This is a genomic window from Acinetobacter indicus CIP 110367 (assembly GCF_000488255.1).
Classification (GTDB): Bacteria; Pseudomonadota; Gammaproteobacteria; order Pseudomonadales; family Moraxellaceae; genus Acinetobacter; species Acinetobacter indicus.
In genome coordinates this window covers 937,511-949,323 of sequence record NZ_KI530745.1, presented here as the reverse complement: position 1 = coordinate 949,323, position 11,813 = coordinate 937,511, and the positions used below count along the sequence as shown (strand labels likewise).

Annotated in this window: 15 protein-coding genes and 1 rRNA gene; 8 read left to right on the top strand and 8 right to left on the bottom strand. The window is 45.6% G+C overall.

Going from position 1 to position 11,813, the window contains the following annotated elements:
* Positions 1–103 precede the first annotated feature (103 nt).
* Positions 104–218 (top strand): 5S ribosomal RNA (gene rrf, locus P253_RS04575).
* Between the two features lie 252 nt (positions 219–470).
* Positions 471–794 (top strand): ankyrin repeat domain-containing protein, encoded by a 324-nt coding sequence (locus P253_RS04570; protein WP_005178280.1) that lies wholly within the window; start codon positions 471–473, stop codon positions 792–794.
* A 67-nt stretch (positions 795–861) separates the two neighbouring features.
* Here P253_RS04570 and P253_RS04565 read toward each other — a convergent pair whose 3' ends face one another.
* Both P253_RS04565 and P253_RS04560 read right to left on the bottom strand, forming a co-directional pair.
* Positions 862–1,410, bottom strand: coding sequence for a type 1 glutamine amidotransferase domain-containing protein (locus P253_RS04565; protein WP_016658048.1), 549 nt, complete (start codon positions 1,408–1,410; stop codon positions 862–864).
* Positions 1,411–1,561: 151 nt separating this feature from the next.
* Complete coding sequence (locus tag P253_RS04560; RefSeq protein WP_016658049.1) at positions 1,562–2,104, bottom strand: lytic transglycosylase domain-containing protein; 543 nt, start codon at positions 2,102–2,104, stop codon at positions 1,562–1,564.
* Positions 2,105–2,417: 313 nt separating this feature from the next.
* Here P253_RS04560 and P253_RS04555 point away from each other — a divergent pair, with 313 nt between their 5' ends.
* Entirely contained in the window at positions 2,418–4,043 is a 1,626-nt protein-coding gene (locus tag P253_RS04555; RefSeq protein ID WP_016658050.1) for a Na/Pi cotransporter family protein, read from the top strand.
* 75 nt (positions 4,044–4,118) lie between these two features.
* On the top strand, positions 4,119–4,589 hold the full coding sequence (gene ybaK, locus P253_RS04550) for a Cys-tRNA(Pro) deacylase (protein ID WP_016658051.1): 471 nt from the start codon (positions 4,119–4,121) through the stop codon (positions 4,587–4,589).
* A gap of 33 nt (positions 4,590–4,622) precedes the next feature.
* Here the strand turns inward: ybaK and P253_RS04545 are convergent, their stop codons facing one another.
* Positions 4,623–5,315: an LrgB family protein gene (locus P253_RS04545; protein ID WP_005178270.1), complete on the bottom strand. Its 693-nt coding sequence runs from the start codon at positions 5,313–5,315 to the stop codon at positions 4,623–4,625.
* 1 nt (position 5,316) lies between these two features.
* Positions 5,317–5,730 (bottom strand): CidA/LrgA family protein, encoded by a 414-nt coding sequence (locus P253_RS04540; protein ID WP_005178267.1) that lies wholly within the window; start codon positions 5,728–5,730, stop codon positions 5,317–5,319.
* Positions 5,731–5,831: 101 nt separating this feature from the next.
* Here P253_RS04540 and P253_RS04535 point away from each other — a divergent pair, with 101 nt between their 5' ends.
* On the top strand, positions 5,832–6,731 hold the full coding sequence (locus P253_RS04535; RefSeq protein WP_035363092.1) for a LysR substrate-binding domain-containing protein: 900 nt from the start codon (positions 5,832–5,834) through the stop codon (positions 6,729–6,731).
* Between the two features lie 79 nt (positions 6,732–6,810).
* Here the strand turns inward: P253_RS04535 and P253_RS04530 are convergent, their stop codons facing one another.
* The 4 genes from P253_RS04530 to tusD are packed head-to-tail and all read right to left on the bottom strand — an operon-like array spanning position 6,811 to position 8,204.
* Positions 6,811–7,122 (bottom strand): TusE/DsrC/DsvC family sulfur relay protein, encoded by a 312-nt coding sequence (locus P253_RS04530; RefSeq protein WP_005178263.1) that lies wholly within the window; start codon positions 7,120–7,122, stop codon positions 6,811–6,813.
* A gap of 17 nt (positions 7,123–7,139) precedes the next feature.
* Positions 7,140–7,424, bottom strand: a complete 285-nt coding sequence (locus P253_RS04525) for a DsrH/TusB family sulfur metabolism protein (RefSeq protein WP_016658053.1) — start codon at positions 7,422–7,424, stop codon at positions 7,140–7,142.
* Between the two features lie 17 nt (positions 7,425–7,441).
* On the bottom strand, positions 7,442–7,792 hold the full coding sequence (locus P253_RS04520) for a hypothetical protein (protein ID WP_016658054.1): 351 nt from the start codon (positions 7,790–7,792) through the stop codon (positions 7,442–7,444).
* A 43-nt stretch (positions 7,793–7,835) separates the two neighbouring features.
* Positions 7,836–8,204, bottom strand: coding sequence for a sulfurtransferase complex subunit TusD (gene tusD / locus P253_RS04515; RefSeq protein WP_005178259.1), 369 nt, complete (start codon positions 8,202–8,204; stop codon positions 7,836–7,838).
* Positions 8,205–8,275: 71 nt separating this feature from the next.
* Here tusD and P253_RS04510 point away from each other — a divergent pair, with 71 nt between their 5' ends.
* From P253_RS04510 to P253_RS04500, 3 genes are all read left to right on the top strand, one after another.
* Positions 8,276–9,283 carry an SDR family NAD(P)-dependent oxidoreductase gene (locus P253_RS04510; protein WP_016658055.1) on the top strand — a complete coding sequence of 336 codons (1,008 nt, stop codon included), beginning with the start codon at positions 8,276–8,278 and terminating at the stop codon, positions 9,281–9,283.
* Between the two features lie 135 nt (positions 9,284–9,418).
* Positions 9,419–10,813, top strand: a complete 1,395-nt coding sequence (gene fumC / locus P253_RS04505) for a class II fumarate hydratase (protein WP_016658056.1) — start codon at positions 9,419–9,421, stop codon at positions 10,811–10,813.
* Between the two features lie 419 nt (positions 10,814–11,232).
* Positions 11,233–11,685, top strand: coding sequence for a DUF2147 domain-containing protein (locus tag P253_RS04500; RefSeq protein WP_016658057.1), 453 nt, complete (start codon positions 11,233–11,235; stop codon positions 11,683–11,685).
* Positions 11,686–11,813 lie beyond the last annotated feature (128 nt).

The window sequence follows — 11,813 nt, the reverse complement described above, 5'->3', positions numbered from 1 at the left end:
GCCAATCCGTTAATAACTCATTTGGAACAAAGTAAGGCATTACATGCAAAAGCATCAAGCTTAAGCAAAGTAACTAAGACCCGAACAAGTCCATAACAGTTGTGCTGGCGACAATAGCAAGAGTGAACCACCTGATCCCTTCCCGAACTCAGAAGTGAAACCTCTTAGCGCTGATGGTAGTGTGGGGTTACCCATGTGAGAGTAAGTCATCGCCAGCTCATTATTCAAAATCCCCCAAGCTTAAACAGCAGGGGGATTTTTTTATGGGTAAAATTTATCTGGGCTTCCTCATCTTGTTTAAGGTCGCTTTTGATTTTTTGCTGTTCCTTCCTGCTTCTATTTAAATAAATGCCTCATCAGCCAGCGCATAGAACCCAATTTTTATCTAACAATTTAAATCCATATATATCCCTAGATTCAGCTAAAATCTTAAGATCAATATGATCAAATTACGATTCTAAGAGCACTTTATGAAACTGAATTCATTCTCTCCGATCCCTGAAGATGATGATGAGCTACATCTTCCTGAAATTGTATATTGGGCGTCACTAGGTGAGTTGGAGCAGGTACAGCAAGCCTTACAGCAAGGTGCAGATGCCAATGGTAGTGATGAGGAAGGCTATAGTGCCTTGCAGGCGGCGGCAGAAAATGATCATCTGGACGTGGTGAAACTGCTGATGAGCAAAGGGGCGGATATGGAGCATCGTAGTCCACATACGGCACTGGAACTTGCTGAAATGGCCGGTAATGAGGAAGTGGTGGCCTATTTAAAACAGCTCAAAGGGCTTGCTTAATCTCCCGATTCTGATAAAAAACCTCATCCGAAGATGAGGTTTCTTTTATGGATATGATTAAAAATCTTTAGGTTTCAGCTTCCAATTCTTGCACAATCGCCTGGTTAAATGCAGGAATATCATCCGGATTACGTGAGCTGATCAATACCCATCCACCGGTATTGCAGCGATGGACTTCTTCATCGACCCATTTCGCGCCGGCATTTTCCAGATCCAGTTTGATGGTTTTATAAGACGTCAGGTTTTTATCGCGAATCCGTTCGGCATTAATTAAAACCCACGGACCATGACAGATTGCGGCAATCAGTTTGCCCTGATCAGTAAAGTGCTGGATGATTTTATGCGCTTCGGGATTAATTCGAAGCGTATCGGCATTGACCGTTCCACCGGGAATGACCAGTGCATCGTAATCTTCCGGATTGACCTTATCTAGCGTTGTTTCCGGTTCGGTACTTAGACCAGGATCTTTATCAGCCTTGACCGTTTGAACTTCTTTTTGTTCTTCTGCTGCATGTATGGCTTCAATGCCTTTAGATTTCAAATATTCAAAGGGTTTGATCAGCTCATCCTGCTCCACACCCTGATTGGACGTAATGAATAATACTTTCTTTGGCATTTTCCCATCCTCGTTTCATGAATTCTTTTGCTACGTTAACAACTGAGGCTCAAGGCACTGTACTGGTTTTGACGGGAATATGTAATTGCTTGGCAATGATGTAAAAAAAAGCCCCATCAGGAGCTTTTAAAAAATCGCAGGATAAAAAGGTTTATAGCGCGCCTTTTAAATCATTTTGGTGCTGTTTAACCTGTTTGGCATAACGTTTGCCTTGGCGTTTCATCTTCCAGCTGGAATGATAACCGGTAGGACCAACATTATAATAAGCTAGGGCTTTAGGCCAGCTGCCGGCTTTCGTGTTATAGCGATTTAAAATGTAAGAACCACATTGAATATTGGAAGATTCATCAAACAAATTACTGCCACAGCTTTGCTGCCAATAACGCGGAATGACTTGGGTTAAGCCCACCGCACCAGCCGGTGATACCACATGACTGCGATAGCTGGATTCCTGGCGAATCAGCGCGGCCAGTAACAGTGGATCAATTTCATAACGTTCTGCATGTTGCACAATCATCGGTGCAACACAGTTAGCGGTGTCAGGTGCAACCGAATAGGCTTTTTGGATCCCGACTGAAAGTTTAGCGGAACGTTTGGCAACGGAGCCGCCCCCTAAAGGTGAGCAGGCAATCAGGCTAAGAGCACTGAGGCCAATAAAAGAGGTTTTCAATAATAATGGGATGGTCAGTTTCATTTTAAAATCAGAAAAAAGCAGTGATGCTGCACCAGATTAGCCAGTGCTCGCGAATATGTTTTAAGGATGTTAGTGAGCTGGGAGATATCCGTCAAGCCAACGGCGGCCTGGAACCGCCGCTGTTTTGTTAAGTTTTCGCTCCAATACTACGTGTTTGAAATATCTTTAGAGTGCATTGGAAGATCATGTTTCTATTTATTGTGCTGTTCATGTTGATGTCACTATGCAACTTTTAGGGTATAAAGCGGCTTTCATTGCATAATCTCTTATATACTTAGATGGTTGAAAATAAAAATATTTATTGGGTAGTTGCATGTTAGAAGTGATTGCACAGTTGTGTGGCGGGATCGGTTTGTTCCTGATTGGAATGACCTTAATGACAGACAGTCTGAAAGAGATGGCTGGGGAGTCATTGCGTTTATGGCTGTCTAAATTTACAGGTTCACCGATTAAAGCCATTTTTTCTGGCATCGGCCTGACTTTGGCTGTGCAATCCTCAACGGCAACCACATTGGCCACCATTGGCTTTGTGAGTGCTGGTATTCTGACTTTTAGTCAGGCCATTGGTGTGATTATTGGCGCCAATGTTGGCACCACCAGCACCGGTTGGATGGTGGCTTTTTTGGGGGTTAAATTTTCCATTGCCCATATTGCCTTGCCACTCATTGGGTTGGGGGCGATCTTTAAATTATTCAGCCGTGGGCGACTGTCTTTATTCGGTTTAACTATTGCCGGTTTTGGCCTGATTTTCTTTGGGATTGACTTGCTGCAGGTGGCAATGTCGGGTTTTGCCGAGCGGGTTGATTTATCGGTTTTTTCCAATAACTCTTTCACCACACAGTTGATTTTAGTGCTGGTCGGGCTGGTGATGACCGTGCTGCTGCAATCTTCCAGTGCAGCCATTACTGCGACCTTGGCCGCTTTAGCCAGTGGTGCGATTGATTTGTCCCAAGCCTTAGGTCTGGTGATTGGACAAAATATTGGTACGGTGGCGACCGCGATTCTGGCAGCCATGGGCTCGACTGCCAATGCCAAACGCACCGCAGCCGTGCATGTGGTGTTTAACGTGATTTCGGCCGTGTTGGCTTTTATCTTGTTGAAACCGGCTTTTTTGTGGCTGGCGGAACATTCACAGGTCGGCACTTGGGATGATGTGATTATTGTCGCTGCGTTTCATACCGCCTTTAGTGTGCTGGGAACCTTATTTTTATTGCCCTTTTTAAAACAGTTTGAACAGTTGATTGTCGGTTTAATTCCAGACCGCACCCCTTCAATTTTATGTTATCTGGATCAGGCCAGTTTTTCGGTGCCGGCTTTAGCGATTAATGCCGCTTCTAAAGTGATTTATTGGTCGATTGGGCATATCCTGATTTTGCTGAAACGCGCGATTCAGGAAGGTCGTTTGCCCTCCAATAGCGAATTACAGCAACTGGATGAAATCTTAAAACGGGTGCAGCAGTATCTGGAAGATTTATCGGTTAGTGAAAATGAGCTGGATCAGCAGCGTTTAATGGCGATGCTGCGCCTGATGGTGTATTTACGTGTGCTGCGCAGTGATCTGGAAGCAGTAGAACATGCCGAGCATATCCGTACCCAGCCGACTATTTATCAGATGGGGCTGGATTATATTCATGTGCTGGACAATCACTTTCAGTATGTCGATGAGTTTAACCGCCTGACCGAAGTGGCATCTTTAAATCGTGAGCTGTTAAACCTGAAACAATGGGTGGAAGAGCAGCGTGCCGAAGCGCGTGAAAAAGTGATTGAATATGCCACGGTGCAACATCTGAGTGCCGCGCGCAGTCTGGAATTACTGGCCGCACAGCGCTGGCTGGACCGTTTGATTGCGCATACCCAGCGTTTGGCCAATGTCTTGCAGGAAACCGAGAGTATGCTGGATGATGTGGAAAAGCGGAAATATTATGCTGCCACTCAATAGCCTAAGCTATACAGTGATTAACTTCTGCAGCAGAAGCTTTTATACTGCGAGGAGGTTTATCACTGGGCAACTAAAATGACACCGGCCTGTAAAATTTTAAAATCCAATAAAATTGACTATAGTATTCATGAATATGAGCATGATCCGAATGCCAAAAGTTTTGGGCTGGAAGCAGCGGAAAAGCTGGGTTTAGCCCTGGCTGAAGTATTTAAGACTTTATTGGTAACTGATGATAAACAGTATTATGTGGCGATTTTACCGGTGCATGTGCAGTTAAATTTAAAGAAAGTTGCTACCGCGGTGGGCTGTAAAAAACTGCATATGGCAGAGCCTAAAGATGCTGAACGTTTAACCGGTTATCTGGTTGGCGGAATTAGCCCGATTGGGCAGAAGAAACGTTTAAAAACTGTGATTGACCAGAGCGCGCAAAGTCTGGACAAAATCTATGTTAGCGGTGGCAAACGTGGACTGGACATTGGTTTAAAGCCGGATGATCTGGCCCGGGTGTTAAATGCCCAGTTTGCCGATGTGGTGGATGAGTCTTAATCTGCACTGATTTTATTTTAGCAGCGGATTCAGTTATAAAAACCGGACCACGCCATGAATCAGGGCAGGTCCAAAAATCACCATAAATATGCCAGCCAGTACCATACTTAAGCAGGCGGCCACACCTTCTTCACGATGGCGCATAAAGGCTTTAGAAGTACCAAAACCATGCGCGGCATTACCTAAGGCTGCACCTTGAGCAAAATGTGAATTCAGTTTGAGTGCGAGTAAGACGGCATCTGCCATAAAACCGCCGGCAAAGCCGGTCATCATGGTGAACAGGATTACCAGTTCAACCGAGCCGCCCACCTGTGTGCTTAATTCCATAGCAAAGGGTGTAGAGATAGAGCGCGCCATCAGGCTATATGTGGTTTCCTGATTTAGCTGAAACAGCTGCGCCAGATAAAAAGCACTGATAATGCCGACACACATCCCGATCACAATACCCATGCTGATGGCCAGCAGATGGCGTTGAATCAGCGCGCGATATTCATAAATCGGAATGGCAAAAGCCACCGTGGCTGGCCCGAGCATCCAGACAATCCAGTGACTGTACTGCATATAGCTGTCATAGGAAATCCCGAAATAGAGCAGCATGCAGATTAATCCAGCCGGAACTAGAATGGAGGGTAAAAACAGCAGCACCGGATAACGACGATACAGCTGTTTGGCTGCGATATAGCCCAGCAGGGTGAAGATGAAGCACAGGCTTGCGATCAGGTTCATCTTAATCTCCTGACACATATGCGGTGTTGTTTGTATTTTTCCTGAGCCGCTGTTCCAGTTTAAAACCCCAGCACACGCTATAGGCTGTGGCGACCATTACCGCACAGGTGCCGAGCGTAATCGAGAGTAGCAGTTGCCAGCCTTGGCTCAGCAGTAAGTCGAGATCATTGATAATGCCGACCACACAGGGAATAAACAGCAGCATCAGCTCGGCCAGCATAAAATCGGCGCCTTGCTTGATCCATTGCAGTTGAAATATGCCACTTAACAGCGCCAGCAGTAATAGGATCAGGCCAATCACACCCGCTGAAACCGGCAGCTGGAATATCTGTTGGATCAGCGCACCGAGCCACCAGATCAGGATCAGCAGCGCAATTTGTATGCTGAGGACGGCAACACGGGAAAGAGACCACATCGCTGAATTGCCCTAAAGGTTAAACACGACTGTATTTTAGATTTGACCTACCAGGATGCTTATGAATAATAAAAAAATAATTATGCCTATTGGGAATGATGGTGGATTTAAAAAGTCTGAAAATACTGGTCAAACTGGTGCAATTGCAAAGTTTTACCCGCACAGCAGATGCTTTGTGTCTGACCCAGCCTACAATTAGCAAGGCCATTCGTGGGCTGGAAGATGAGTTGGGCACTGCGCTGTTTCATAAAGGTGAAGCTGGGCGTAAACGTGAAGTGCAATTGACTTACCTGGGCGAGCAGATTTATCAGCATGCGCTACAAATGCTGCAACTGGAGCAGGCGATTTATGATTCGGTGGCGGAAGTTCGTGCGCTAGAACGTGGTAAATTGACACTGGGTTTGCCGCCCCTGGGTTCGGTGCTATTAAGCCGGTTAATTGCCAAGTTTCATCAGCAGTACCCGGCTATTGAACTGAGCTTTTTAGAGGTAGGTGCCAGCGGGATTGAAGCCGCTATTCTGGATAAACAGATTGATGTCGGGATTGTACTCGGTCATTTAAAACCGGCATTGGGCGGAATTCCAATTATGGATTCGCCACTGTGTTTGTTATCTGCCCGAAATTCTGCATGGCAGGGACGCGAAACGGTGTCGTTGCTGGAACTGAAAGATGAGTCTTTTTTACTGTTTGCCGACAGCTTTACTTTAAACCAGATGATTCTACAGGCCGCACAGCAGCTGGGTTTTGAACCGAAAATTGTCTGTAAAAGCAGCCAGTGGGATTTTATTGCCAAAATGGTGGATTCCGGCATGGGGATTGCGCTGTTGCCTCAGGTTTATTGTGAGCAGTTGCCTGCCGAGCGTTATCAGATCAGCCGTTTGTGCCAGCCTGAGCTGAACTGGACCTTGCGAATGGCCTGGAATACGACAGTCGCCATGAGTCCAGCCACCCGGGCCTGGTTAAGAATTATTGAAACGCATCCTGATGAGATTCATTTCTAAAGTAAGAATTAAAGGATTATCGTGTGAAATCAGATTCATCTACAGCGCTAAACCTCTGAACAGATGAATCTTCCTCCAATTACAGGCAATTCGCCGGTTTGGGAATACCGGCCAGACGGCTTAAATGCCGCGCCACCAGTCCGGTGTTAAAACGCTCTTGCAAGAGGGCATTATTAATCTCAGGGCTGACCGTTTTCATCAGAAACTTGATTAACGGGCGAGTCGCCGGAGAATGACCAAACTGCTGATAAAACTGGCGCACAGCCTGCAAAATTTCAAAATGCCAATCTTCCAGTTCCAGCTCCAGGCTTTTGGCCAGCTCTTGCGCTACAGTTTCATTCCAGATGGTGTAATCGACCAAATGACCATCTTGGTCCAGTTCAAGATTCATAACACCTCAAAGCTTGTTTATTTTAAAGAGATACAACGGCTATAAGCCAGACACAGCTCGGCAAAGGTAGCATAGTTTAAACTGTGCAGATGGGCAGGCAATGGCTGGACCAGCAGCTCTAGATCATGCTCCAGTGCAAACAGGGTGCCGCATTGCTGACAAAATGGGTGATCAATGGCCAATACTGCATCACCCATCAGCACCACTGCATCGCCTTCACTATACAGACGTGAAACTTTGTCCAGCATGGCCGGGGTAGTATGGAAGCCGGATTGCAGCAGATATAAAGTATTTTGTGACATAACAGATTCCTTCCGGCTTACCAGTACAGCACGTGGTCAAAACGCTGGATAAAGTCCGCATTCAGTTCAATAAACTCGATTTCATGCTGCGACTGGCTGACATAAGCTGAATGTTGATGCTGGTGTTCTACCAGAATCGGGCTTAAATCATAAAACTCAAAACTTTCGACCATATTCGAGGCCAGCTTGAAGGCGTGTTTGAGCTGGTCAAAAGCCAAATCGCTTTTGAGCAGACTTAGGGCAGCATCTTGTAATAACACTTTGACTTCACAGCCAAAAGTGGCCAGTACCATAGTCGCAGACAGGCTTTCATGTACCTGCTGGCTGCTTAAATTGGCCTGGCTTAAAATGACGAGTACAGTTTTCACACAATTTACCTTTTAAATGCAACAAATTCTCAAATAGAACCACTTAGAATTGAAGAAGGCGATCTGCAGATTGCACTGCATCGGCAAGTTCGCCCAGACCAACCAATTCAAAGCCCGCGGCTAAATTGTGTTGATGAAGTTGATGACGTTTGGCATTGTCCTGATCGGTAATCCCGCGTAACAGTGCCGCACTGACACAAACCGGCAAACGAATCGACAGTTTTTGCCATTCCGATTTTAACTGTCGCTGATCATCGGGTAGCCATTGTAAATCGTTAGCGACCATAACAGCGTCCTGATAGAAGAACACCCGGAAATCTTCATTCTTGCTCTGCAAGGCTTGAGCCAGACCCAACGCATGCCAGGCATGAATCGAGGTCGGCGCGGAGGTAATTAGTAATAAGGTACTCATCAAAATTCACTAATGAAATGTTCCCGCAACACAGGGGGCATTCAGACTTCATAAGAAAAAGGTAGTATACAATGATTTTAGTGACTGGTGGTTTAGGCTTTATAGGCTCGCATATTGCATTAAGTCTGATGGCTCAAGGGCAAGAAGTCATTATTGTCGACAATTTATCCAATGCCAATTTACAAACCTTAGAACGACTTGAATATATTTCGGGCATGTATGTGCCTTTTGCCAAAATTGATATTCGTAACACCCCAGCCTTAAATAAAGTCTTTAAACAGTATTCGGTCGATGCAGTGGTGCATACGGCCAGCTTTAAATCGCTGGAAGAATCGGTCCTGAAACCGCTTGAATATTATAATGATAATGTCAGCTGTATCATGAGTCTGCTGCGTGCCATGCAGCGTACCGGGGTACGTGTGCTGGTGCATTTATCCAGCTTAACCGTGTATGGCCAATCTAGCCTGCAACTGAAAGAAGATCTGCCATTTCAGTATGCCTATCCGAATCCGTATATCAAATCTCAGCAGATGGCTGAGGAAATTATTCAGGATACCTTTAAAACTGACAATGAATGGAAAATTGCCTTATTGCGTTTGGGTAATATTGCCGGTGCCTTTGAACATGGGGTACTGGGTGAAATGGTACCGCCACTGCCAAAAAATATTGTACCCCTGGCGATGCAGGTCGGGGCGCGGCAACGCGAATTTATCGAGCTGCGTAAACAGGCCCAAACTGAAGACAAGACTGTTGAACGTAGTTTCCTGCATGTACTGGATTGTTGTGAAGCGGTGTCTTTAACCCTGCAATGGCTATTCCAGCAACAGCATGTTTGTGAAGCCTTTAATATTGCCGGCGAGGCGATTTCCATCCAGCAGCTGTTAAATGAAATTTCGAGCGTCACCGGTACCGAAATTAAAACGGTCGATGCTGATGTATATCCCTATGCCGAACTGGATCAGGTCGCAGCCGATATTAGTAAAGCCAAAGAGGTACTGGGCTGGCAGCCGAAACGCTCGATTCAGCAGATGCTGGAAGATGAATGGCGCTTTTATCAGCACACCTTGCGCGGGCAATGATAAATTTAATCATGATAATAATTATCATTTACAATTTTATCCGCCTGACCTAAGATGACTATATTCGCCATAGCCGCTGCCTCAGGGCAGCGTTATAACAGCATTGAGAACAGCAAGAATAGATAGAGGTTGAGTATGCAAACACGTATCGAACACGACACCATGGGAGAAGTTGAAGTCCCGAGTGAGGCCATGTGGGGTGCACAGACTCAGCGCAGCTTACAGAATTTTAAAATCGGGCAGGAACGTTTACCTCGTCCCATGATTCGCGCCATGGGCTTAGTGAAAAAAGCCGCGGCCATGACCAATGCAGAACTGAACCAGATTCCTCAAGAACTGTCGCACTATATTGTTGATGCAGCTGAAGAAGTGATTGAAGGTAAATGGGATAGCCAGTTTCCGCTGGTGGTGTGGCAGACCGGTTCGGGCACGCAAAGTAATATGAACTGTAATGAAGTGATTGCCAATATTGCTAACCAGAAACTCGGCAATCCGCTGGGCGCACAAAAGCCGGTTCATCCGAATGATCATGTGAACCGCGCACAATCAACCAACGATTCTTTCCCGACCGCGATTCATGTCGCCGCCAGTTTACAGATTAATGAGCTGTTAATTCCGGCAGTGACCCGTTTAAGAGATACCTTGCAGGCCAAAAGCGACGCCTTTGCCGATATTGTGAAAATTGGCCGTACCCATTTACAGGATGCAACACCTTTAACGTTAGGGCAGGAATTTAGTGGCTATGTCTCGCAGCTCGATCATGGTTTGAAACGTTTGCATCAGGCCCTGGACGGTTTATATGAACTGCCGTTGGGTGGCACCGCTGTCGGTACCGGTTTAAATGCCCATCCGGACTATGCGGAAAAAGCCGCACAGCAACTGGCCAGCCTGACCGGTTTGGCTTTCGTTACTGCGCCGAACAAGTTTGAAGCTCTGGCTGGACGTGATGCTGCAGTATTTGCTTCCGGTGCCTTAAAAACTCTGGCCGTGAGCTTAAATAAAATTGCCAATGACATACGCTGGCTGGCCAGTGGGCCGCGCTGTGGTTTTGGTGAAATCCGCATTCCGGAAAATGAACCGGGTTCAAGCATTATGCCGGGCAAGGTCAATCCGACCCAGAGTGAAGCCATGACCATGGTGGTGGCGCAAGTGCTGGGTAATGATACGACAATTAATGTGGCTGGGGCTTCAGGGAATTTCGAGCTAAACGTATTTATGCCAGTGATTGCCTATAACCTGTTACAGTCGATTCAGTTATTGGGAGATGCCTGCAACAGCTTTAACGATCACTGCGCTGTCGGAATTGAACCGAACCGTGACAAGATTGATCATTTCCTGCATAACTCGCTGATGTTGGTGACAGCACTGAATCCGGTAATTGGTTATGAAAATGCTGCCAAAGTCGCGAAAACGGCCTATAAAGAAGGGAAAACCTTAAAACAGGTGGCGGTGGAGCTGAATCTGGTCACTGCTGAACAGTTTGATGACGTGGTACGACCAGAAAATATGGTTTCACCGAATGCGAAATAAGTGTTGCATCTACCGGGATGGAATATGAGCAGCCATCCCGGTGGGCTAAAAAATCTTGCTTCATCACAACTATTTCTCCATCAGAACCTGTGCATGAAAGTGCAAAGTACCTATAAAGGAAAACCCAACATATGGATTGCTATATGCTGGGTTAGTTTGCGCTACTTAGTTATTACAGGCCATCTTCTCGTTTTTAATGACCTTGACTGCATCATAAGCCCTGAATGTGACAATAAAAATAATTGCTAAAATTCTGGAAAAGAAATGTGAAGTATCTAGCAAAAATTGGATCTAAATACCACATAGATATTTAAAATTTATGAAATTATTATGATTTAATTTAGGAAAATGAATATAATTCAGGCCGCTGGGAAGCGTATCTCATTTCTTTATTGACTCTTTTGAAACTCTTTTTGCTTATGAATTTTAAATTGTTGGGGGCTGCGGCTCTATTGGCGGGTTTAACCAAAACTGTAGTGGCAATGCCGTTTGATCCTTTAATCGGGACATGGAAAGTGATTGATGATCGAACCGGGTATTATGTGTCGGAAATCGTGATTCGTAAAAACTCCAAAACACAGCAGTATAGCGCCGTAGTGAGCAAAAATTATCCGACAGCGGGAGCGGTGAATCCGGACGTTTGTGGCAAATGTGAAGGGGCTTTAAAGAACCAGCCGATTTTTGGTATGGAAGTGCTGAAAGGCATGACCGGCAACCATAAGCAGTTTAAGCAAGGTCAATGGCTGAATACCCAGGATGGCCGGACCTATACCATTGAAGCGCAATTGAATGATGGCAAAGACCAGATGAAAGTATTTGGTAAAGCGCAACAGAGCAATACAACCAGTGCCATGACCTGGAAAAAGCTCTAATGAGCTTTGGCTGTTGAGCTGATTCTAAAAACCATTTAACTTCGTGTTAGATGGTTTCTTCTTTTTTTAAGAATCTAAGAATTCAAAATATTTCAATTCCCCCATTTTTCTTCCTCTCAATTGAGTTG

Coding starts and splice junctions, on each gene's coding strand:
- P253_RS04570 (WP_005178280.1), top strand. CDS start 471: ATGAAACTGAATTCATTCTCTCCGATCCCTGAAGATGATGATGAGCTA.
- P253_RS04565 (WP_016658048.1), bottom strand. CDS start 1,410: ATGCCAAAGAAAGTATTATTCATTACGTCCAATCAGGGTGTGGAGCAG.
- P253_RS04560 (WP_016658049.1), bottom strand. CDS start 2,104: ATGAAACTGACCATCCCATTATTATTGAAAACCTCTTTTATTGGCCTC.
- P253_RS04555 (WP_016658050.1), top strand. CDS start 2,418: ATGTTAGAAGTGATTGCACAGTTGTGTGGCGGGATCGGTTTGTTCCTG.
- ybaK (WP_016658051.1), top strand. CDS start 4,119: ATGACACCGGCCTGTAAAATTTTAAAATCCAATAAAATTGACTATAGT.
- P253_RS04545 (WP_005178270.1), bottom strand. CDS start 5,315: ATGAACCTGATCGCAAGCCTGTGCTTCATCTTCACCCTGCTGGGCTAT.
- P253_RS04540 (WP_005178267.1), bottom strand. CDS start 5,730: ATGTGGTCTCTTTCCCGTGTTGCCGTCCTCAGCATACAAATTGCGCTG.
- P253_RS04530 (WP_005178263.1), bottom strand. CDS start 7,122: ATGAATCTTGAACTGGACCAAGATGGTCATTTGGTCGATTACACCATC.
- P253_RS04525 (WP_016658053.1), bottom strand. CDS start 7,424: ATGTCACAAAATACTTTATATCTGCTGCAATCCGGCTTCCATACTACC.
- tusD (WP_005178259.1), bottom strand. CDS start 8,204: ATGAGTACCTTATTACTAATTACCTCCGCGCCGACCTCGATTCATGCC.
- P253_RS04510 (WP_016658055.1), top strand. CDS start 8,276: ATGATTTTAGTGACTGGTGGTTTAGGCTTTATAGGCTCGCATATTGCA.
- fumC (WP_016658056.1), top strand. CDS start 9,419: ATGCAAACACGTATCGAACACGACACCATGGGAGAAGTTGAAGTCCCG.
- P253_RS04500 (WP_016658057.1), top strand. CDS start 11,233: ATGAATTTTAAATTGTTGGGGGCTGCGGCTCTATTGGCGGGTTTAACC.